Source organism: Fenollaria sp. C0166D3 (assembly GCF_056590255.1).
The window spans coordinates 52,137-73,624 of record NZ_JBWPVU010000005.1; the positions used below are offsets into that span (position 1 = coordinate 52,137).

Below are 21,488 nucleotides of genomic sequence, written 5' to 3' on the forward strand. Positions count from 1 at the left end.
TTTTTTTAAGAGACCTTAGCGGGTCTCTTTTTTGTAGAAAAAATAAAAATATTAAAAAAGTTAGTTGACGCTAACCAAAAATTGTGCTATTATTATCTTGAAAGGTTATTTCAATAATTATAATACTATATTGAAATGAGGTGTTTATATGATAAAAATTTCTAATTTACACAAATTTTACGGCACAAAAGATAACAGAGCAGAGGTACTTAAAGGGATTGACCTTGAACTTGAAGATGGCAAGATTATCTGCGTCTTAGGTCCATCTGGCTCTGGTAAGTCAACTTTATTAAATATTTTAGGCGGGATTGAAACTATTGACGAAGGCGATGTCAGTGTATTTGATAAGGATCTTAAATCTATGTCAAAGAAGGCACTTGAAAATTACAGGCGCGAATACCTTGGTTTTGTTTTTCAATTCTATAATCTAATTAGCGACCTCAATCTTCTTGAGAATGTTCAAGTGGGCGAGTATCTATCGAAGGAGCCGCTTGATATAGATGAGCTTCTAAAGGACTTAGGACTTGATGAACACAAGTACAAGTACCCAAACGAAATTTCTGGTGGTCAAGCGCAAAGAGCATCCATTGCAAGAGCTATGATTAAGAGCCCGAAATTACTTATCTGCGATGAACCAACTGGAGCACTTGATTATGAGAGCGCAAAAGATGTTTTGTGTTTAATCGAAAAACTTAATCAAAAATACGGCGCAACAGTCATCATCGCGAGCCACAACACACAAATTGCCAAGATGAGCGACGTAATTTTGTCCTTGCATAACGGCAGCATCAAAAGCGTAGAGAGAAATACAGAGAAAATCTCTGCAAAGGAAGTGACTTGGTAGATGAGATGCCCTATTAATAAACGTATTTACAGGCAGTTTAAATACAAGCCTTTAAAAGTCATACCCATCTTGCTAGCACTTACTTTTATAGTTGTCTTCGCATCGTCATTCTTCATTTCACAAGAATCAGTTGAAAAGCTTTATAATAAGCAAATAATTAATGGAAAAGTTGAAGATGGCGAGTTTGAAGCAATTTATGCGCTTAGCGATGAGGCAAAAGATGAGATAAAAGATATTGGTGTAAAACTTTATGAAAATTATTATTTTGAATATGAAAATGATGATGAAAGAGCCTTAAGAATTTTTAAAAATAGAAAAGATATAAACGAAGCACAAATTTTTGAAGGAAATTTACCAGAAAAATCAGATGAGATAAATATTTCCGCTTATTATGCAAGAAATAATAAAATAAATATTGGCGATGAAATCACTATACAAAATAAAAAATTTAAAGTGTCTTCACTAGCATCCTTCCCTGATTACTCTTCAGCACTTAGAAATAGAAACGACTTGACCATGGACACAGGTCACTTCGGCATAGCGACTATATCTGAAGAAGCCTTTGACGATATGAAGGACGCTCAAGTGAAATATCTTTACTCTTATCACACAGATGAGGCTTTAAATAAAAAAGATGCGAGAGAAAAATTAAAAGATATAGTCAAGATAGTTAACAAGGATAATCTTGTGGTTGACGCTGTCACACGCTTTGACAACAAGTGCATCACCTTCATTGCAGATGACATGAGCGGCGACGTACCTACAATGAGCATAGTTACAGCACTTCTCTTCATTGCAATCGCTTTCATTTCGAGCGCAGAAGTTAAATCCATCATCGAAGAAGAAGCGCCAATCATCGGAACTTTGCTTGCTTCAGGCTATAAAAAGAGAGAGCTTCTTTTAAATTACATGGCAATGCCACTATTCATAGTAATAATTGCGTCAATAGCGGGAAATTCGATAAGTTATCTTCGTGCGTATAAAATATATGCAAACGTTTATTATCAATCCTATGATTTACCAATCTTTGAGCCATATATCACACTTCGCTCCTTCTTGATAACATCAATTATGCCACTAGTTTTGTATCTTGTGATTAACTACATCATCATAGCAAAGAGCCTTAAGATGAGGCCAGTCGATTTCTTGAGAAAAAACTTTAAAAAGGCAAAAACAAGAAGTAGATTTAAGCTAAAAAATATGAATTTTATAAATAAATTTAAATTAAGAGTTATATTTGCAAATAAATTTAGCTATGTTTCCTTGCTTTTTGGCGTTTTTATAGCAAATTTATTACTCATCTTTGGTGTTTCGGCCAAACCCATATTTACAAAATATGCTGATGATATGCAAAATCAGATGAAATACGCCCACACCTACATTGTCAAGAGCGATATGGATGATTTAGATGCGAGCAAGATAAGCTTAGTAAGCGTTGAACTACTTGATAGAGATGAGGAAAAAGTCCAAACTTATGGCATAGACGCTGATACAAAATATGATGAGATTGATGTAAAAAGCCTTAAAGCTGATGAAGTAGTTATCAGCCTTGGTCTTTCAAAGAGATTTAACTACGAAATAGGCGATAAAATCAAGATTAGAGAGCCATACAATACAGAAGAAAAATATCTTGTGGTCAAGGACATAGATAAGACCAATAATTATTTCCAAATTTTTACAAAAAGAGAGATTTTAAATAAAATTATTGGTAAAGAATGTGATTATTACAACGCTTATCTTAGCGATAAAGAGCTAAAAATTACTAAAGAAAATCTACTTACACATATAGACAGAAAAGAAATGTCAAGATTTATGAGACACTTTTTAGATTCATTCTCAGCAGTTTTCATCATGATTCAGCTCGTTGCCGTAGCATTCTTCTTTATATTGATACTCATGGTAACAGAGCTCATCATAGACAAAGCCAAACTCAATATGACCTATCTAAAAGTTTTTGGATATAAAGATAAAGAAGTCGCGAAATTTTATGTAAACACAAGCTTTGCCATGCTAATAATATTTCAAATAATACTAATTCCAATCCTAGATAAACTCGTTAAATATTTTTATTTTATAGCAATGCAAAAGTTTGACGCATATTTAGAAGTAATAGTACCAGTGAGAGTTTTTGTAACAAGCTATTTGATGACAGTTGTAGTCTTTATACTTTGTCAATGGATTGAGAGAAGGAAGATTAAAAGGATTGATATGGTGAAGGAGCTTAAAACCATAGCTGGATAATTTTGCGTTCGATTGGCTATGCACGCCTTATGCCAGAGTTTACAAAGAGACGGAACGAAGTGAACATAGCTTTGATTAAACTTACGGTCAAGCTTGCTTTGTCAGTCCTCTTCAAAAAAGAGATATAAAACACTTTTATTAATAAAACTGACTATTAATCAAATAATTTAATAAGATTCAATAAAAGAAGGATAGAGAAAATAAAATCTCTGTCCTTCTTTTATGTCAAAATTTATATTTTTAAGAATTATTTATTCAAAAACTTCTTGTATGTCAAATCCATCGCCGTAGCTCCTAAGGGTGCTGTAATCAGTATCGCAAGTGCAGCGACGGATAATATTATCTTGCCGCTTTCAAGGCCCATTGCGAGTGGCACGGAGCCTATAGCCGCTTGCACTGTGGCTTTTGGTAGGTAGCTAAAGACTGTGAATAGCTTTTCCTTTTTATTAAGCCCAGTGCCTGCGAGTGCAATCAAAACGCCAATCGTTCTAAACGCAAGTGCTGCAAATATCATGACGACCGCCATGTGCCCAGCATCTAGTGTGTAGCGTATATCGACTTCGGCACCAACGAGTACAAATAGCATGACTTCGGCTGCTATCCAAAGTTTCGCAAACTTGGCCGATAGCCTTGCACTGACGCTCTCCACGCTCTTGATTCTGATGGTCATCGCCATGGTGACGACGGCTATAAGCGAGGAAATTGCCACTCTTTCCTTAAGCAGCCCCTCGATCGCAACGAGCAAAAAGCTTAGCGCCATGATGATGATGACTTTCATGCTGTTTCTAATTAGATGCTTTTTGGAGAATGATTTTTCGAAGACGAAGCTCGCTACTAGGCCAAAGATGGCGCCTATTGCTATGCCTAGTACTATGCTTATGGGGATCTTGGCGAACTGACTTAGGTCTACGCCCTGACCCATGGCCATACCTAAAAAGCTTGTGAATAGGACTATGACAAAGATGTCGTCCATGGATGCGCCTGCCATGATCATCTGAGGGATGGCTTTGTCTGTGCCGTAGCCCTCATCCATGAGCATGGACATGCGCGGAACAACGACTGCGGGCGAGACTGCGCTTAGGACGGCGCCCATAAGCAAGGCGTCTACGCTTGAGATTTTTAAAAGTATGGGTGCAAGAAGCGCGTAGCCCAAAATTTCGAAGGATGCGGGCAGAAAGCTTAGTAGGAGGGCGGGTCTGCTTGCTTTTTTGAGGTCTTTTAAATCGAGTGATAGACCTGCCTTGATTAGTATGATGAGTAGGGCGATTTGCCTTAGCTCGGCTGAGATGCTTAAAATTTTAGGGTCGAGTAGATTTAGAACGAAGGGTCCCAAGACTATCCCTGTAAATAGCATGCCGACTATGCGTGGCAGCTTTAGACGTTTTGAAATTTCAGCCATGATTAGGCCTAATAATAGTATGAATGCCATTGATTGTATCATAAAAAATCTCCTTTTTCTTTTGCGTTCATACGCGCCCTTGAGCTCGTTATGCAAAATTATATTTTATTATTACATGATTTGAAGCATAAAAAAAGCTAATGCCCCTGTAAAAACAGAAGTCATCAGCCTATAGCGGTTTCATTTCGTGGGAGAACTTCATTCCCATGTATTTATTATATATTTATTTTAATTAATTTTATTGATTTTGTCAAGTGAAAAAGATGAAATTTTAAAAGATAGCAAATCGAGCGCAAAAAGCTAAAATTCAATCGACCCACATCTATGTAAATAAATTCTTTTTTTACTTACCCATGTCAATGAGCCTGACAAATAATTCGAAACTAGCCAAGATCGCAAATCGAATGCAAAAAAAGCTAAAATTTAAAAAAGATAGCATCTACATAAATAAATTCTTTCAGCAGAATTGATGAATAAGGCGAAGTACAGCGAACGCCCGACCGACATCGTACTAACGGGTACGTTGAGGGAGGAAGTGAGCGAAACAAGCCTTAGTCGCAATTCTGATAAGAATTAGCAAATAAAAATAGCTAGTAGATCAAAACACTAGCTATCCATCCCTTGACGATCATTTTTAGGTTCAATCATCGCTTTAACAACTTCCTTTCGTTCGTGTGCTTCAAAAGAACATCTTATACATCCTTTCTTAGCGATCTTCCTTTGTAGATTCATCCATATGCCCTTCATTGTTTAATTTTCACCTTGAAAAGATAAATAATTCTCCTTTTACAGAGATAAATGAATGTCTTTTCATAGTCGTGACTTTTTTACACATGTCATCTACCATCGTCATAAATATTAAATTTTATTTCTAAATTACCTCCACTAATAAATATCTTATTCTTCTTATATAAGAATTAAGAGAATATGATTAAACAAGCACTTCAGCAGCTATTGCCACTTAAGGTTCATCTAATTTAGACTTTATTTACCTTTGATCCACATTTCGCTCTCAAATAGTAAAACTTAAGCCATTCATTCCTTGCTAAAATATTTAGCTTCGTATCTATATTAAGTCAAGGGATGGAGCTAATTTTCTTTAGATAGAATTATCTTTCTTCTATCTTGATTACATTATAGCATGGTAAATCGATTGTGTCAAGTACTTTTTTTAAAATCATACTTTAGTAGTATGTTTTGACAAATATAAGTATAATATTTATGATTATGGGTAGATATACATAAAGGGGTGTTTATATGGCAAACTACACACAAAAGCTCATTATTGACACGTTTAACGAGATGCTTGATCGTATGCCGTTCGACAAGATTACGGTGACGGCTCTAATCAAGGAGTGCCAAATCGGCAGAAATACTTTTTACTACCACTACCAAGACATCTACGAACTATTGGACGAGGCGCTTGCTGAGTGGCTTGAAGCGCACATCGAGTCGACTTCGGCTCAGTCGTGGCAGGACGTTGCCAAGGCGATACTTTACTCATGCATTGATCACAAGAAGAGGATTTACAACGTTTACAACTCTCTATCGCGTGACCAAATCTGCTTTTATGTATTTGAAAGGATCTCTTCGACCGTCTCTTTGTATATGGAGGAGTACGCGCGAATCACGGGCGGCGACACAGCTCGCGCAAAGCTGGCTTCCGAGATGATTACTTACACGATAAGCGGATTTTTCATGAGATTCTTATGGAATGACATGCAAGACGACATCGACGATGGTATAGACAAGCTTGGTGTGATCTTTGACGAGCTGATTGACTCTTTTGATGGGGGCCTTGGTACAGATAAATAAATATGTCCTAATTTGAACAATTCTCCTAGATTGCATATTCACAAGACCATGGGCTTGGTGATATGCTATATTGTAGAATAGTAAAAAAGGAGGATTATATATGAGTGTTTCTACTACACTAGCCAAATTTGGCTTAACTAAGGCATTTAATCATCTATACAAGGACCCTGAGGCGAATTTACTTGAGGCTATGGACTGGGCAGATAAGTTTTCAAATGGCGGCTTTGCTAATCAAAGAGCGGCCATTCGTAAGGCTATAAGTGACCCGAGTGATCCATACTACCCATATGTTCGTCACATACTTAATGATGTTGACCCAGAAATTGTCAAGACTTTGATCGTAAATTTCTTTATCAATGGCAACTTGGTCGGCGGCCCTATTCAAGAGGAGCTTAGACAAAAGTACAACTGCAATATACCGTGGACTATACTTTTAGATCCAACATCGGCTTGTAATCTGCATTGCACAGGTTGCTGGGCTGCGGAATATGGCAATAAATTGAATTTATCATACGACGAAATTGACGATATCATCAAGCAAGGCAAGGAAATGGGTGTTTATTTCTACATATACACTGGCGGCGAACCGCTTGTTAGAAAGGACGATTTGATTCGTCTATGCGAAAAGCACGATGACTGCGTATTTATGGCCTTTACTAACGGCACGCTAATAGATGAAGCCTTTGCTGACGAGATGCTACGCGTGAAAAACTTCGTTCCGTCCATATCCTTGGAGGGATCTAAAGAGGCGACTGACTCAAGACGTGGAGACGGTGTCTACGACAAGGCTGTCAAGGCGATGAAGCTATTACGCGAAAAGAAACTTTTATACGGAATTTCATGCTGCTACACTAGTGAAAACTACGACTCAATCACATCAGAAGCTTATTGGGACATGATGATAGAGATGGGAGCCTACTTTGTATGGTACTTCCACTACATGCCAGTTGGCAACGACGCTAGCGTTGAGCTTATGCCAAACCCTGAACAAAGAGAGCTTGTTTACAGAAGAATTAGAGAACAAAGAGCTAGAAAACCACTGTTCGCTATGGACTTCCAAAACGACGCTGAATTTGTTGGCGGATGCATCGCAGGCGGCAAAAACTACTTACACATAAACGCAAACGGCGACCTTGATCCGTGCGTTTTCATACACTACTCCGACTCGAATATCAGAGAAAAAACTATACTCGAAGCATTGAGATCACCACTGTTCATGGCATACCACGACGGACACCCATTCAACGACAACATGCTTAGACCGTGCCCAATGCTTGAAAACCCTGAACTTTTAAGGGAAATGGTAAAGAAAACCGGCGCCAAATCTACAGACCTTGAGTCTCCAGAAAGCGTTGACCACTTGTGCGACAAGTGCGAAAATTACGCTAAGCATTGGAAACCAAAGGCTGAAGAGCTTTGGAGCGCAAAATAAAATACTCTCTACAAGATCTGCCCATTGACGTGGGCAGATTTTTTTGTGCACTGTTATTGATAAATTTATGATTATGGTGGTGAAAGTATAGATAAAAATTAGGGCAATGGCGAAAGTGATATTGATAAATTTATAATTATGGTAAAGTAAGTATAGGTAAAATTTATATTGTTGCAAAGAGGCATTGATTTATTTATGATTTTGGCAGTGAATATATAGATAAAACTTATAATCGTGGCAAAACTATTGACATATTTATAATAATGGCGATGAAAGTATAGATAAATTTTATGGACCGTGGGTATATATATACTGGTGATAATTATGAAAGTTGAAATAAAAGAAAGAGCAGCTCAAAGACTTAATGAGCTAAATGTTAAAGAGCACGAGGACAAGGCCCTGCGCATAAGGCTACTCAACTACTCATGAAGGGGCGCCGTTTATGGCGTGACTTTGGATAAGTTACATGAAAACGATATAGTGATTGAGGTCGATGGCTTTAGGGTTTGCGTGAACAAGAATATGGATTATATTGAGAAATTTACGATAGATTATTCGGTGAATCCCTTAGCTAAGGGCTTTCAGGTCTACGTTGACTAGTTCTTGTTAAAACGAGCCCTTGAGCTCGTTCGATTTTTGTCAATACTCGAGTACCGTATGTACACTCCGTTTGACAAAAACCTCCACTTCGCCCAATCATCTCGTTTTTCCTGCGAACTTTATTGTAGAATTAATATATATCTACTTGAATAAAATTAAAACAAGGTATATGGCAAGTCCATATACCTTTTTTATTTGCTTGCTTTATTTCTACATATCCCTTATAATTAATATACTATATCTATAAGGAGGATATCAATGAAAAAGAAAATTTCACTACTATTAGCAATTTTGATGCTAGTAACACTTATGCCGGCGGCACTTGCTGAAAGCAAGACTATAAGCGCGGTGAAGAACACTAAGACAATCACTCTAGATGGTGAGAAGGTTATGGTAGGCTCATACGTTGTTGAAGGTTTCAACTACTTGAAGCTTCGTGACGTTGCTGCGATTATGAGCGGCAAAAAGGCTCAATTTAACGTTGGCTATGACAATGAAAAGAAGCTTGTTAGTGTTGATCTTAATAAGCCTTACGAAAAGGTCGAAGGCGACCTAGCTGAAATCACTGAGACTAAGGCTAAAGCTAAGGTTGAGGTGAAGGCGATTGTTGTTAATGGCGAAGAAAAGCAAATAAGAACTGCTCTTATTAATAACAGCAATTACTTGCAACTAAGGGACTTAGGTGAGCTAGCTGGTTTTGGCGTTGGCTACGATACAAAGAGCCAAACTATCATTCTAAAGAGTGATGGATCTGTAGAGGAAAAGCCTGAAGAAAAGCCTGAGGAAAAAACTGAAGAAAAGCCTGAGGAAAATAAGGAAGAGACTAAGGCCCCAGCTGATGACAGCAAGGCTAAGTCAGAATTAACAGATGAACAAAAGGCAGTTTACGCGCTAATACCTTTAAATGATACATCTATCAAAAAATATTCAAACAATCCAGAACAAATTGACAGCGTTTTATCTGCATTCTACATGTTTATGACTGGAGGTCAATATGATTTTGCTGCTGACGTATTAAAGGGACTTGATCTAAATGTAAGCGAAGCTGAAGTAAAAACATTTATGGCAAGACTTGATAAACAAGCAGAAGCTTTAGGCGTAAATTTAAAACGTGGCTACAAAAACATGACTGATTATAAGAGAAGACCTATAACTGAAATGATTGCATATGAAGATGCAGTAGTTGGATTGATATTTATGCCTGAGAAGGGATATATAATAGGAATGGTAAGCAAAATAGATTAGACTTAGTTATTGTAAAACGAGCCCTTGAGCTTGTTCCCTCCTCGGTAATGCTCACATACGTTTAGTATGCTCCGCTTACCTCGTCGGTCCACATCGCTCAATCATCTCGTTTTACTGCAAACTTAATTTTTGATATATTACATTGAAAATAAATATATTAACTTGAATAAAATTAAAACAAGGGCATATGGTCTAAACCATATGCCCATTCTATTTTTTTAAGCCATGTAATATTATTTATTTACTTTACATTAATTTTTTAGATAGGATTGATGCATGGGACGAAGTGGAACTTTGAGGCAAGCGGAGCGTATAAGTCATACTCGAGCATTGCCGAAAAGTGAACGAGTTCCAGGCGCAATCCTAATAAAAAATTCTTTATATTTCTACTGAAGGATTATCCTTATCCAGTATATGCACTGCCACGTCCGCATTTAAGTACTTTGTAAGATTTTCCTTTAAAAACTCAAGAGCTCCTTCAAGTGCGTCGTACCTATCTGGGTCAACGAGCTCCATAATCATGAAAGCGTTCTTAGTATCTTCAGTAATCATCGTTCTGATGCCATCGCGCCAGTTAAAGCATCTGCAGATAGCGCCCTTGTCGTCCTTGTAGCAAAGTTCGCCTGGATAAGTCTCAGATGGATCCTCGCCGATAGCTTGGAATTCGTCGCCGCCCTCAGTGATAGTTAGCCTCAAATCGCCAACGAACTTATCCGAGTCCTCAGCACCGCATGGTAGCGCGTATTTAAGCGATGCAGCGTTGTAGATGTCAACCAAAGTATTGATTGAGCCAACAATGTTGCCCTTAGAAAGTCTCTTTAAAAGCGCTTCAATCGAGCATCTCGCGCCCTTTTTAGTCTTAAACTTCTTGTACGCCTCTCTCCAAACAGCAATCTCCTTATTCTCACTAAGCTGTCCAGCTACAAGATATTTTTCCGCTTCGTCGTTCGCATCAAGCAGCATTTTTTTAACTTCAATCGGGCTTTCATCAGAATTTTCCATGTTCTTTACAAGAATTACCCCAAGCTTCGCCTCTGGGAATAATTCAAAAAAGCTTTTGTCCGCAATAAATTTACTCATTTCTTCCTCCTTATTTGTTTTTTCTTATCGTCATTATAACATAAAGGAGCTTTATTTGCAAAACTATGTTTATAGTCTTGCCACTTCGTCCAAAATGAAAAATAAGGGGAATTTTCCCCTTATTTTTCAATGAGCTTATAAACTCAAACTATTTTCATCCAATAAAAAATCATACAAACTAATGCTTACTATGCCATTTTCATCTCTTTGTGGTTTTATTACGTTTTTAACTATAATTATTTTCTTGAAAGAGTCATTAATATTTAGAAGAGAATTCTTCTCTTGCTTTATCTTTTTCTCTGTAGCTAGGCTATATGCAGACTGTATATAATATTTGTGACTTCCTTTATTTGCGATAAAATCAACTTCTAGACGTTTTTTCTCGAAATTACCATCTTTATTCTTTTCTTTTGTCTCAACCATGCCTACATCGACCTGAAAGTCTCTTGCCCTTAGCTCATTGTAAACAATATTTTCCATCAAATGAGTTTCTTCGATTTGTCTAAATTCAAGCTTGGCATTTCTTAGGCCAATATCTTCAAAGTAGTATTTAAGAGGAGTTCCAATGTATTTTCTGCCCTTGACGTCATATCTGTTGGCTTCGTTAATCAAAAAAGATTCTTTAAGATAGGTAATGTAGCTTTTTATAGTATTCATGCTAATATCTGATTTTAATGAGCTTTTGAAAGTGTCTGCAATTTTCGATGGATTTGAAAGAGAGCCAACGCTTGAGGCCAAAACCTTAATTAAATCGTCCATCTCTTGCAATTTTTCAATATTGTAACGCTCCTTGATATCTTTTAAATAAGTTTCCTCGAATAAATTTTCAAGATACTTAACCTTTTGCTCATCGCTTTTCATAGTGGCAACAAGAGGCAGACCGCCATAAACTGTGTATTCAGAAAGGCCCTCGTACTTGTCACCATCATAAACCTGCATAAACTCTTTAAAACTAAGAGGGTATATATGGATCTCGTCACCGCGGCCACGAAATTCAGTGATTATGTCCTTCGATAAGAATTTCGAATTGCTTCCAGTTACGTAGATGTCAGCGTTTTTTATGTGCATTAAAGAGTTAAGTACTTCTTCAAAATCATTAAGCATTTGCACTTCATCTAGGAAGATGTAGTAATTATCATTATCGACGATGGATTCCTCAATAAAATCAAGTATAGTGTCTGGGTCTCTATATTGTTTATTTTTTCTTTGATCTAAAGAAATTTCAATTATATGATCTTCACTAATATCATTTTCTAGTAAATAGCTCTTAAACAATTCAAACAATAGATAAGATTTTCCGCTTCGTCTAAGACCTGTAATTACCTTAATCAAGCCGTTATGCATCCTTACTATCAAATCGTTTAAGTATTTGTCTCTTGAAATTCTCATTAATATCACCTCCAAAAATATGGTTAATACTCTTACTTATCTATATTATAATAGTTTTATTCGGCTTAGTCAATATGCAAACTGAAAATTAAGGGGAATTTTCCCCTTAATTTTCAGTCTGTTTTGCTCACAAAAAAAGCGCAGCACTTGCTGCGCTTAAATCGTTTCAAAAATTATCTATCTATCCAAGTTATTATAAAAATCATCCACGCTTCTTGCTTCGTCGTCTTGGTAGCGTCTTGGTCTGTCTGTATAGTCATATCCGTCATCGTCGTAGATGTCGTAGTAGTCGTAGTCTCTGACTACATTTCCTGTTCTAAACTCGTATTGATTTGTGTAGTCGCACATCGTTACTTGTGAGTAGACTGCTGAGTAAAGCGTTCCGATGATCCAAGGTATTGTTGTTATAGCCATGATCCAAGGGGATCTTAGTCCTGTTGCAAGTAGCGCTATGAGTACTGTTGCAAGGCCCGCGATAACTGCAATGCCTATGCCAATCAAAAGCATCTTGCCAATCCAGTTGAATAAAAATCTATTGGCAAGTCCAAAGCCTGTGCTGATGCATGTGCCTATGCCGATGTACTTATTTGTAGTAACTAGGTAGTGGGCAAAGCTTCCTGCTATGCTGATGTAGATGTTTACTAAGACTAAAACTATAGTCATGATTATAATTATCGCCTCATAAGACTCAGTTAAAGCAGCGATTATGCCGAAGACTAGGGCTGTAGCGCCTGATATAAGTCCAAATACTATGGCTATGGCAATGGACTTGATAAACTTAATAAATACTGCTTCTGACACGTCTTTAAAGCCTCTATCCATCTTGAAAATCCACTTATTAACGTGTGTAACGAAGGCGATGCCTATTAACTGAATCAATATACCCATGGCAATGAAGCTTAGCATCATAAGCACTGATGATCTTGTTACGCTCATAACTCTCTTAAAATCATCTTCTCTTATGCTTTTTCTCAAATTGCCCACGCCTTGCATAACGTCTTCAAAACTTTCAGCCTCATCAAGCTCTTTTAAGGAGCTATCGAGCTCGTCTGACATAACGTCATCGTTGTATCTGTAGCCTTCTTTAATTACGTCTGATGAAATTTGCATGATTGATCCAACGTTTATAGCTACAAATCCGCCTATAAGCAAGATGTAGACTAGTGCGAAGCAAAGAAGCGCCTTGATATTATTTTTAATATAGCTGTTTGTCGCTTGAAATACTTCGGAGACGCCGCTTGCTCTGCCGCCCTTTCTCTTCGGATCAAACTCTTCATATACAAAATTGTCGTTCATATTATCCCTCCTTAGAAGGCCCAGTTGCCTTCCTCAAATATTTTGTATTCTTTACCATCTTTATACCCAATTATCTCAGTTGTTTCATCACCAATCATAAAATCGACATGAATTTTGCTATCGTTAATACCATTTTTAAGTAATTCTTCTTCGCTCATGGCAGCGCCGCCCTCCACGCATGTTGGGTAAGCAGCTCCGAAAGCTAGGTGACAAGATGCGTTCTCGTCGAATAGTGTTGAGTAGAACAATTTTTTACTATTGCTAATAGGTGAGTCGTTTTGCACAAGGGCCACTTCGCCTAGCATTGAGGCGTTTTCATCTGTCGCGATTAAATCTTCTAGTAATTTTTGATTCTTCTCTGCCTTTACTTCAACACATTTACCATTTTCAAATCTTAGTGAGAAGTTCTCAACTAATTTTCCTGATAGTGACAATGGTTTTGTCGCATAAACAATACCATTAACCCCGTCTCTCTTAGGCGCAGAGAAGATTTCTTCTGTAGGGATATTGGCTGTAAAGCGAACGCCTGTCTCACTCATGGATGAGCCGCCTATCCATAGGTGATTCTTTGGCATCTCTATAGTCAAATCAGTACCTAATTTTGATCTGTAATGTAATTTTTCAAACTGCATTTCGTTTAAGTACTTAGCTTTTTCTTGTATAGTATTTTCAAATTCGTCCCAAGCCTTGTCTGGATCAGCGCCATCTACTCTAACTATCTTAAATATTAAGTCCCATAGCTCTTCTACACGCTTTTCTTCAGCCACATCTGGAAGCACTTTATCTGCCCAAGCCTTTGATGGAACGGCAACGACGCACCATGGGTTTATGTCGTTCATAGTGTACTTTTGGAATGGTTTCATCAGATTTGCGTTCACGCTGCGCATTAGTTTTATTCTTTCAGGGTCAACGTCCTTCATTAGCGATGGATTTGGCGCTGCAACAGACAAGAAGCCCGCCTTTCTCTCTGCAAAATCAAGCATCATATCAAGCTTCCACTCGGGTGCGTGTTTGATCGCCTCTTCACTCATCATCATCGCGCTCAATCTGTTGCACTCGTCGTCTTGTATCCTTACAATTACTTCGCTTGCGCCTCTTTCGTAGGCAAGTTCAGTCAAAAGTCTAACGAAGTCCATCGCCTCAGTTGATGTATTTATCACGAGCGGTATGCCCTTTTGCACGTTTATGCCCCTCTCGATAACGACCTTCGCGTAATTCCTTAACTTATCTTTAAAATTCATTTTGTCCTCCTTTGCGATTAAAGTATTAAATACTCTCTACTTATGATATAATATATTATACCATATATATTAAGAATATGTAAATGGAGGCGCCATGAAAAGTTTTAGAGATTTAATAATTTTAGACGATATGAATTTAGTTCTTGCTTGTGACAGCGCAGCAGGGATAGGCGAGAAGCCATGTGACGAAGTTTTTGCTGATATAGAAATGGTTTCATATTATGCAGCCTTCGTGCCAATAGCCGAGCTTTTATGCGTAAGAAGCGTGCCAATGGTCTTGGTCGATACGCTTTGCAACGAGAGAGAGCCCTATGGCGAGAAAATCATTCACGGCATCAAAATGGCGATGAAGGACGCGGGGCTTGATGAGGGAGATGGCTTTACTGGATCGACTGAAGAAAACTTCGTGACAAAGATGACAGGGATAGGCGTCACAGTCTTGGGACGCGGGCTTGATATACGCAAGGCGCAAAAAGGCGATGCCATCTACGCCATCGGCAAGGCACTAGTGGGCGAGGATCTAATTAAGTATCGTGACAAGGCCATGAGCATGAGTGATTATATATATTTAAAGGAGCAAAACTATATTCATGACATAGTTCCAATCGGTTCAAAGGGAGCGGCGCATGAACTAGCTGAGATCGAGGCATACGCTGGACTTAAGGCACGCATAGTGAATGAGGACTTTGATCTAAATGCATCGGGCGGGCCATCAGCCATCTGCCTAGTCACAATGAAGCCTGATGACTTTAATAAATTAAATTTAAAAAAGGATGCAATTTTGTTAGCTTTTATGGAGTAAATGGGTATAAATGTATGAAGAGTACTAGGAGGCGAGTCAATTGAAGAAATTTAGATTCTTAATAATTTTTTCTGCCATAGTCATGTTCATGGCAGGATTTAACGCGCATGCAGCGAGCGAAAATAAAATGACTTACAAGATGAATCTCAAAGAGGACGCGATGTATGTAGACGTCAAGATCGAGACGGAGCATACGGGCTTTAAGTTTGGAATCGATGTGCCAGATGGCGCTGAGGTATACGATGTAGAGGGCAAGAGCCTTAGAGACAATTTCCTTTCAGGAACGAAATACATCTTTGACTTTAACGGCGGCGACAAAGAAGTCTCTTACAAGATCAAGGGCCTTCCAAAAGCCTTTAAAAGGGCCGATGGTTTTGTATTTGGCTTATATCGTTCATTTAACACGCACATCAACACCATTGAGATAGCCTACGAGAGCGTTTACTTTGACGAGCCGGTATATGAACTATTTACTTCAAAGGGTCTTAACGCTACTTTTGAAAATGGCAAGACTGGTCTTTACGAGATAGACGAGCCCATTGACATAGCTATAGGCATTAAGTATCCGAAGAATGAGTTCGTGAACGCGCCATATTTGGATATGGACTACGATGACTACCGTAATGACGAGCTGATGAGGACGCAAATTACACGCATTGACAAGCCGGGCGTCTCTGAGCTAGTTCTTAAGGGGCTTATAGCGGTGGCTTTACTAGCGTTTATCATCGTCGGCTTTTTGATGACGAAGAACCAAAGATTTAGAAATAAATTTAGAATAAAGAAGAAATACGAAGAAAAGGAAAGAAGCGGTAAAACTTTCGACATAAAGGACCTTGATGAGTACATTTACCTAGTATATCAATTTTATGACACGAAGGAAGACAAGGTCGCTAGCTACTTAGGAGTGGACGAGACTGACAAGCTTGTCGAGGAAAAACTAAATGCTTCGTATGAAGAGCTATTAAAAAAGGGATATATAGAGAAGGAAGACTCGGATTACAGCGTGTCTCTAACAAAGAAGGGCAGGCTGAAACTTGAGGAAATTCTTATCAAGAAGGAATATTTACTCGCTCAAGACGATATTTCAGATGAGGAAGAAAAATTTTTAAGATTGTTCAGGTGATTTAGGTGAGGGTACTTAGCTCAGGAGGCGTAATTATCAATAACAATTTAATACTACTTTTGAAGAAGTACAACGGCGACTATGTATTACCGAAGGGCAGAATCGAGCGTGGCGAAAGCATTGAGGAAGCTGCCTTACGCGAGGTAAAGGAAGAAAGCGGCATCACTGGCGAGATTAAAAAATACCTAGGCAAGATTGATTACTCTTTCATTAACAGGATGAGAAACATAAGGATTGACAAGACGGTACACTTCTTTTTGATGTCAACAAAGGACACGCACACTAAGCCGCAGAGCATGGAAGGCTTTAAGACGGCGAAGTTCTACGAAAGAGAAGAAGCGATTAGCCTTATGAAATACAGCCAAGAGAGAGAAATTATTAGAAAAGCCATAGAAGAGTACGACAGAGAAAAGAATGAGGAGAGGAAATGAGTTTTTCACAAAAAGCTAAGGACGAAGCGGCAAAGCTGATGATCACGGACGAAGACACATCCCTAGCTGAGCTTATGGCCTACGTGAGATACGTCTCATCCATTAGCTTCATATCAGGCAAAGTGGCCGTTTCATTCAGAGTGCAAAAGGCGGCGCTTGCGAGACGAATTTTTACAGTAATCAGAAATTTATACGATACAGACCTTGACGTCGACATCTCAAAGATGACGCAGCTAAAGAAGATGAACATCTACACAATAGTCCTAAACGATACGGATATAGTTATGCAGATGTTTAAGGACACGCGCATGGAAGGCTTTTTGGACGTGAACAAGATTCCGAAGGCAGTCAAAGAGAGTGACGATATGAGGCGTAGCTACCTAAGAGCGGCCTTTTTGGCGGTCGGCTCCATCACTAATCCGGAGCGCGGCTACCACCTCGAAATGCTCTTCGAAAGTGAGTTCGAGGCAAACGAGGTCAAGGAGCTGATGAACGTCTACGGTCTTGGGGCGAAGTACGTCAAACGCAAGGAGAACTACATCACTTATCTAAAGGGCGCCGAGGCAATCTCAGATTTTCTCACAGTTATAGGCGCGATGAGAACCGTACTTAGCTTTGAGAATATCAGAGTAGTTAAGGACGTTAGAAACAATGCTAATAGACGGACCAATTGCGAAACAGCCAATATACAGAAGACAGTTGATGCATCGACAAGGCAGGTAGCTGATATAGAGTACATCGACGAGATGATAGGCCTAGACGCATTACAAGCAGATTTAAAAGAACTAGCAATACTTAGACTGAATAATAGAGACGCCTCACTTGCAGAGCTTGGAAGGCTTATGGAGCCAGAGCTTGGCAAAAGTGGCGTAAACCATAGACTTAAAAAACTTGCCGAAATGGCAGAAAATTTACGAATAAATGAGGAGAATTAATATGAAGAGAACCATAGTTACAAACAACGACTACGTTAGAGACAAATACAAAGACGACTTCGACATGATTTATGTAGAGAAAGTCGATAATTATACAGGCGTTTTACTTAAGGCGAGAGACCTAATTCACGAAGGATATAAACTCTTAACACATCCATTGTCAGGATCAGTTAAGCCGAATGAAACACCATTTAAGACAATTATTTTGGAAAAAGGAACAGGACTTGACCAAGACGGACTAATCATCTTGGAAGAAGCAATCGGAACCATTAACAAATTTCTAAATATCGAGAAAACACCCGATTACAACGAGCGCGTCATCGACGACTGCAAAGTCATAGACCTTTCCATCATAGACAACACAATCAATTTAAGAAGTTCAATCTAATGAAAGAGTTTTATATTGAAGATATGACCAGTCAGCTAAGGGGCGTTGCGAAGTCCGAGGGACTGGTCTATTTTATTAAAGGAGCCGTCCTTGGCGATACAGTCACAATCACAAACGAAGTGAAAAAGAAGAGCTTTATCGAGGCAGATGTCTTGGATATAGCCATCCCATCAGAGTTTCGCGTAGACGGAGCAAGTGATGAGGCGATACTCTCAGGCCTTGCTTATGAAAAAGAATTTGAGTGGAAGGTTAATGGCCTTAAGATGAACCTTAAGAAGATGGCTGGGCTTGACGTGGACGTAGAAGAGTATATGGCGAAGATTTTAACACACTATAGGGACAATACACAGGTCAAAGTCGCTCGTGGGGCACATGGTGAAGTAGCTATCGGTTATTTTGAAGAAGGCACTAATACAGTAGTCGACTCAGAAGAGATGCTCTACATGAATAAAGAAGCGCTAAAAGTTTATCAGGGCATAAGAAAATTTGTAAAAGAAAATTATAAGGGCTACGATTGGAAGGCAAAGAAAGGCGATATCAAGGATATAGTCTTTAGAAATAACGAAAAAGATGAGCTGATGATCACCTTTGTATCGCACGATGAAATCACGATAGATATTGAAAAATTAAAAGCAGCCATCGACATGAGCAGAGTCAAATCCATTTATCTAAACATAAACGATAAATCAGATAAAGTTTTATACGGAAGGAAATTTACTAAGCTATATGGCGAGGACTTTTTAAGCGTAAACATCTTGGGACTTGATTTTAAAATATATCCGCAAACATTTTTGCAAGTGAATTTAGAGATGATGGACGTTTTGTATAAAAAAGCACTAGAGTATTTAGGGGACGCAGCAGAGATGGACGTCCTTGAGCTATACTCAGGCATAGGCACAATAAGCCTATGCGCCGCCAAAGAAGCAAAATCAGTCACAGCAGTCGAAGTCGTAGAAGCCTCAGTTAAAAGCGCAGACGAAAACGCAGAAGTAAATGGCATAAAAAACGCAAAATTCATACACGCCAAGGCCGAAGACGCGATAAATAGAGTCTTGAAAGAAAAAACTTACGACGCAGTCATCGTCGATCCGCCGAGAAAGGGCCTAGACAAAAAAGTAGTAGATATGCTAAATAAGAGCGGTGTAGAAAAGATTGTATACATCAGCTGTAACCACGCAAGCCTAGCGAGAGACATCGCCTTGATGAGTGGGGTGTATAAGGTTGAGAGAGTAGCCGCAGTTGATATGTTTGCTAGAAGTGGGCATTTGGAGACGGTAGCTCTGTTGTACAAACTAAATACAGAACATCATTTAGATATAGAAATAGGGGAAGATGAATTATCTGAAATTGACTTTTCAAAAGACGCAACTTATGGAGAAATTAAAAAGTATGTGTTAGATAAATACGGACTAAAAGTTTCAAGCCTATATATTGCACAAATAAAAAGGAAACATGGTCTAATAGAGAGAGAAAATTATAATTTTAGTAAGAAAGAAAATCAAAGAGTGCCAAATTGCCCAGAAGAAAAAGAAAAAGCAATCGAAGATGCTTTAGAGCATTTTGGAATGATTTAAATAATATCTAAGATTGAAAATTTTAAAATTAAGACTTAAAAACTTTAAGATTAAAAAGATATGTACTTCTTATATAACCTAAGAAGATTAATTGAAAATCAGGGGAACGATGATGGTAAAATAAAAAATTTTAACAACTAAAGAAGAATTAGGCATTATTGCCAAAGAGGTTTTTATGAAGTTAAAAATACTGAAAAAGACTTGTTAGAATTGAAAATTTTAGATCATTGTGCAGGGTTTCGTGTCATAATAGTGATAGAGGCAAATAGTTATGTAAATATAAAGAGTTCAAGACTTCTACCAAAGTTTAAAACTCAAAAAATAAATAGTTGGTGTGCTGCTTAGAGTAACCATTTTGATAATGTAGATGCGAAACAAAAAGAGATAATCAGACTTAGTAAAAAATTGAAACAGGTTGAAATGGAGAATGATATTTTAAAGCAAGCTGCACTACTGTTAGGCAAAAAATAGACCTCATTATCTCGAACCGAGATAAATATAGCATTAGTGCAATGTGTAGACTACTTGGGGTCACAAGAAGTTTAGTCTATTATCATTTGAACAAAGAAAAAGATGTGAAATTAGATGAAGATGAAAAACTAATAGAAGAAATAAAAGAAATATTCAGAAGAAGTAGAAACAACTATGGAACACGCAAAATAAAAAAAGAACTAGGGAAAATTGGATATAAAATATCGAGAAGAAAAATAGGCCGAATAATGAAGAAAAATGGCCTAGTCTCAAACTATACAGTAGCACAATATAAAGTAATAAGATCCAAATGCAACGAAGAAGACATCCCTAACCTTTTAAATAGATAATTTGACAATAGAGACTATTTAGAAGCAATAGTAAGCGACCTAACATATGTAAGAGTAGGAAAAACATGGAATTATATATGTTTAATAATAGACTTAAACAGCCGTGAAATAATAGGATACTCATCAGGTAAAAACAAAGATGCAAATCTAGTAGTAGAAGCATTTTACTCAATAAGGCAGCCACTAAATCGTATAAAAATATTTCACACAGACAGAGGAAGAGAATTTAAAAATATAAAAATAGAAGAAATATTAAAGGTATTTGGGATAAAAAGATCGCTAAGTAAAAAAGGAAGCCCATATGATAACGCAGTAAGCGAAGCAGTCAATAAAGTAATGAAGACAGAATTCATATATCAGGAGAACTTTACTAATTTCCAAGAACTTAATCTAAAATTAGCAGAATACGTATATTGGTATAATAACCTAAGAATTCATGGATCTTTAGGATATAAAACACCAGTAGAATATAGAAAAGCAGAATAAAAAGCTCTGGAAGTTTCATAAATTAAATAAAATATATGAACAGACTGTCAAGGGCAAATTTCAACGAAATTTGGGCGAAGTCTTTACCCTTGATTGTCTGAGAATATATTTTATAATCTAAAGAAACTTTCAAGCTTGATAATGTTCGGTTATAAATTGTCTAAAAAAGGGTTGCCATTCCATGTATTTGGGTTCATTAGAAGAATGCCGAGCAATGGGTAACATGACGCTGATGTGTTTATACACAAAAAAGCTACACGTGCGTTGGCTGACAACAGGGAGCTAAGTAAATTAACACCAGCTAAAATGTTTGACGCTATTAATAAATGACAAGTATATGAAATTG

General features: G+C 37.8%; 17 protein-coding genes, 1 pseudogene and 1 riboswitch. Of the genes and pseudogenes, 13 read left to right on the forward strand and 5 right to left on the reverse strand.

All coding sequences use genetic code 11. The features are described 5' to 3' along the window. Positions 1 to 148: 148 nt before the first annotated feature. Positions 149 to 844 carry an ABC transporter ATP-binding protein gene (locus tag AC1EJ0_RS04675; protein ID WP_480023470.1) on the forward strand — a complete coding sequence of 232 codons (696 nt, stop codon included), beginning with the start codon at positions 149 to 151 and terminating at the stop codon, positions 842 to 844. Continuing rightward, entirely contained in the window at positions 845 to 3,085 is a 2,241-nt protein-coding gene (locus AC1EJ0_RS04680) for an FtsX-like permease family protein (protein WP_480023469.1), read from the forward strand. A gap of 247 nt (positions 3,086 to 3,332) precedes the next feature. Here the strand turns inward: AC1EJ0_RS04680 and AC1EJ0_RS04685 are convergent, their stop codons facing one another. Continuing rightward, complete coding sequence (locus AC1EJ0_RS04685) at positions 3,333 to 4,526, reverse strand: cation:proton antiporter (RefSeq protein WP_480023468.1); 1,194 nt, start codon at positions 4,524 to 4,526, stop codon at positions 3,333 to 3,335. 106 nt (positions 4,527 to 4,632) lie between these two features. Next, a riboswitch (Fluoride riboswitch) is annotated at positions 4,633 to 4,699 on the reverse strand. A gap of 1,042 nt (positions 4,700 to 5,741) precedes the next feature. Here AC1EJ0_RS04685 and AC1EJ0_RS04690 point away from each other — a divergent pair. The 4 genes from AC1EJ0_RS04690 (at position 5,742) to AC1EJ0_RS04705 (ending at position 9,576) form a co-directional block, all read left to right on the forward strand. Beyond that, complete coding sequence (locus AC1EJ0_RS04690) at positions 5,742 to 6,299, forward strand: TetR/AcrR family transcriptional regulator (protein WP_480023467.1); 558 nt, start codon at positions 5,742 to 5,744, stop codon at positions 6,297 to 6,299. Between the two features lie 100 nt (positions 6,300 to 6,399). After that, a complete protein-coding gene (locus tag AC1EJ0_RS04695; RefSeq protein ID WP_304016870.1) occupies positions 6,400 to 7,731 on the forward strand; it encodes a radical SAM/SPASM domain-containing protein in 1,332 nt (443 codons plus the stop codon). Between the two features lie 453 nt (positions 7,732 to 8,184). After that, positions 8,185 to 8,331, forward strand: coding sequence for a hypothetical protein (locus AC1EJ0_RS04700; protein WP_480023466.1), 147 nt, complete (start codon positions 8,185 to 8,187; stop codon positions 8,329 to 8,331). A 258-nt stretch (positions 8,332 to 8,589) separates the two neighbouring features. Next, the gene (locus tag AC1EJ0_RS04705; RefSeq protein ID WP_480023465.1) at positions 8,590 to 9,576 is read left to right on the forward strand and encodes a hypothetical protein; all 987 of its coding nucleotides are present in this window, start codon (positions 8,590 to 8,592) and stop codon (positions 9,574 to 9,576) included. A 378-nt stretch (positions 9,577 to 9,954) separates the two neighbouring features. Here AC1EJ0_RS04705 and AC1EJ0_RS04710 read toward each other — a convergent pair whose 3' ends face one another. From AC1EJ0_RS04710 to AC1EJ0_RS04725, 4 genes are all read right to left on the reverse strand, one after another. Then, positions 9,955 to 10,656, reverse strand: a complete 702-nt coding sequence (locus AC1EJ0_RS04710) for a B3/B4 domain-containing protein (protein ID WP_480023464.1) — start codon at positions 10,654 to 10,656, stop codon at positions 9,955 to 9,957. Between the two features lie 135 nt (positions 10,657 to 10,791). Then, a complete protein-coding gene (locus AC1EJ0_RS04715; protein WP_480023463.1) occupies positions 10,792 to 12,045 on the reverse strand; it encodes an ATP-binding protein in 1,254 nt (417 codons plus the stop codon). Between the two features lie 177 nt (positions 12,046 to 12,222). Further along, on the reverse strand, positions 12,223 to 13,341 hold the full coding sequence (locus tag AC1EJ0_RS04720; protein WP_480023462.1) for a hypothetical protein: 1,119 nt from the start codon (positions 13,339 to 13,341) through the stop codon (positions 12,223 to 12,225). An 11-nt stretch (positions 13,342 to 13,352) separates the two neighbouring features. Beyond that, positions 13,353 to 14,582 (reverse strand): aminopeptidase, encoded by a 1,230-nt coding sequence (locus AC1EJ0_RS04725; RefSeq protein ID WP_480023461.1) that lies wholly within the window; start codon positions 14,580 to 14,582, stop codon positions 13,353 to 13,355. 94 nt (positions 14,583 to 14,676) lie between these two features. Between AC1EJ0_RS04725 and AC1EJ0_RS04730 the strand changes: the two genes are divergently transcribed. The 7 genes and pseudogenes from AC1EJ0_RS04730 to AC1EJ0_RS04760 all read left to right on the forward strand — a co-directional run. After that, positions 14,677 to 15,384 (forward strand): AIR synthase related protein, encoded by a 708-nt coding sequence (locus AC1EJ0_RS04730; protein WP_480023460.1) that lies wholly within the window; start codon positions 14,677 to 14,679, stop codon positions 15,382 to 15,384. 40 nt (positions 15,385 to 15,424) lie between these two features. Further along, positions 15,425 to 16,507 carry a hypothetical protein gene (locus AC1EJ0_RS04735; RefSeq protein ID WP_480023459.1) on the forward strand — a complete coding sequence of 361 codons (1,083 nt, stop codon included), beginning with the start codon at positions 15,425 to 15,427 and terminating at the stop codon, positions 16,505 to 16,507. Positions 16,508 to 16,512: 5 nt separating this feature from the next. Continuing rightward, a complete protein-coding gene (locus AC1EJ0_RS04740; protein ID WP_304017846.1) occupies positions 16,513 to 16,938 on the forward strand; it encodes an NUDIX hydrolase in 426 nt (141 codons plus the stop codon). Beyond that, positions 16,935 to 17,873: a DNA-binding protein WhiA gene (whiA, locus tag AC1EJ0_RS04745; RefSeq protein ID WP_480023458.1), complete on the forward strand. Its 939-nt coding sequence runs from the start codon at positions 16,935 to 16,937 to the stop codon at positions 17,871 to 17,873. The genes AC1EJ0_RS04740 and whiA overlap by 4 nt, the downstream gene beginning before the upstream one ends. A 1-nt stretch (position 17,874) precedes the next feature. After that, positions 17,875 to 18,261, forward strand: coding sequence for a GrdX family protein (locus AC1EJ0_RS04750; protein ID WP_480023457.1), 387 nt, complete (start codon positions 17,875 to 17,877; stop codon positions 18,259 to 18,261). Beyond that, a complete protein-coding gene (gene rlmD, locus AC1EJ0_RS04755; RefSeq protein ID WP_480023456.1) occupies positions 18,261 to 19,835 on the forward strand; it encodes a 23S rRNA (uracil(1939)-C(5))-methyltransferase RlmD in 1,575 nt (524 codons plus the stop codon). Before AC1EJ0_RS04750 ends, rlmD begins: the two co-directional genes overlap by 1 nt. A 357-nt stretch (positions 19,836 to 20,192) precedes the next feature. Then, positions 20,193 to 21,142: pseudogene (locus AC1EJ0_RS04760) on the forward strand (IS3 family transposase); the annotation flags it as partial. Between the last annotated feature and the right edge of the window lie 346 nt (positions 21,143 to 21,488).

Coding starts and splice junctions, on each gene's coding strand:
- AC1EJ0_RS04725 (WP_480023461.1), bottom strand. CDS start 14,582: ATGAATTTTAAAGATAAGTTAAGGAATTACGCGAAGGTCGTTATCGAG.
- AC1EJ0_RS04685 (WP_480023468.1), bottom strand. CDS start 4,526: ATGATACAATCAATGGCATTCATACTATTATTAGGCCTAATCATGGCT.
- AC1EJ0_RS04750 (WP_480023457.1), top strand. CDS start 17,875: ATGAAGAGAACCATAGTTACAAACAACGACTACGTTAGAGACAAATAC.
- whiA (WP_480023458.1), top strand. CDS start 16,935: ATGAGTTTTTCACAAAAAGCTAAGGACGAAGCGGCAAAGCTGATGATC.
- AC1EJ0_RS04675 (WP_480023470.1), top strand. CDS start 149: ATGATAAAAATTTCTAATTTACACAAATTTTACGGCACAAAAGATAAC.
- rlmD (WP_480023456.1), top strand. CDS start 18,261: ATGAAAGAGTTTTATATTGAAGATATGACCAGTCAGCTAAGGGGCGTT.
- AC1EJ0_RS04690 (WP_480023467.1), top strand. CDS start 5,742: ATGGCAAACTACACACAAAAGCTCATTATTGACACGTTTAACGAGATG.
- AC1EJ0_RS04720 (WP_480023462.1), bottom strand. CDS start 13,341: ATGAACGACAATTTTGTATATGAAGAGTTTGATCCGAAGAGAAAGGGC.
- AC1EJ0_RS04710 (WP_480023464.1), bottom strand. CDS start 10,656: ATGAGTAAATTTATTGCGGACAAAAGCTTTTTTGAATTATTCCCAGAG.
- AC1EJ0_RS04715 (WP_480023463.1), bottom strand. CDS start 12,045: ATGAGAATTTCAAGAGACAAATACTTAAACGATTTGATAGTAAGGATG.
- AC1EJ0_RS04730 (WP_480023460.1), top strand. CDS start 14,677: ATGAAAAGTTTTAGAGATTTAATAATTTTAGACGATATGAATTTAGTT.
- AC1EJ0_RS04705 (WP_480023465.1), top strand. CDS start 8,590: ATGAAAAAGAAAATTTCACTACTATTAGCAATTTTGATGCTAGTAACA.
- AC1EJ0_RS04680 (WP_480023469.1), top strand. CDS start 845: ATGAGATGCCCTATTAATAAACGTATTTACAGGCAGTTTAAATACAAG.
- AC1EJ0_RS04695 (WP_304016870.1), top strand. CDS start 6,400: ATGAGTGTTTCTACTACACTAGCCAAATTTGGCTTAACTAAGGCATTT.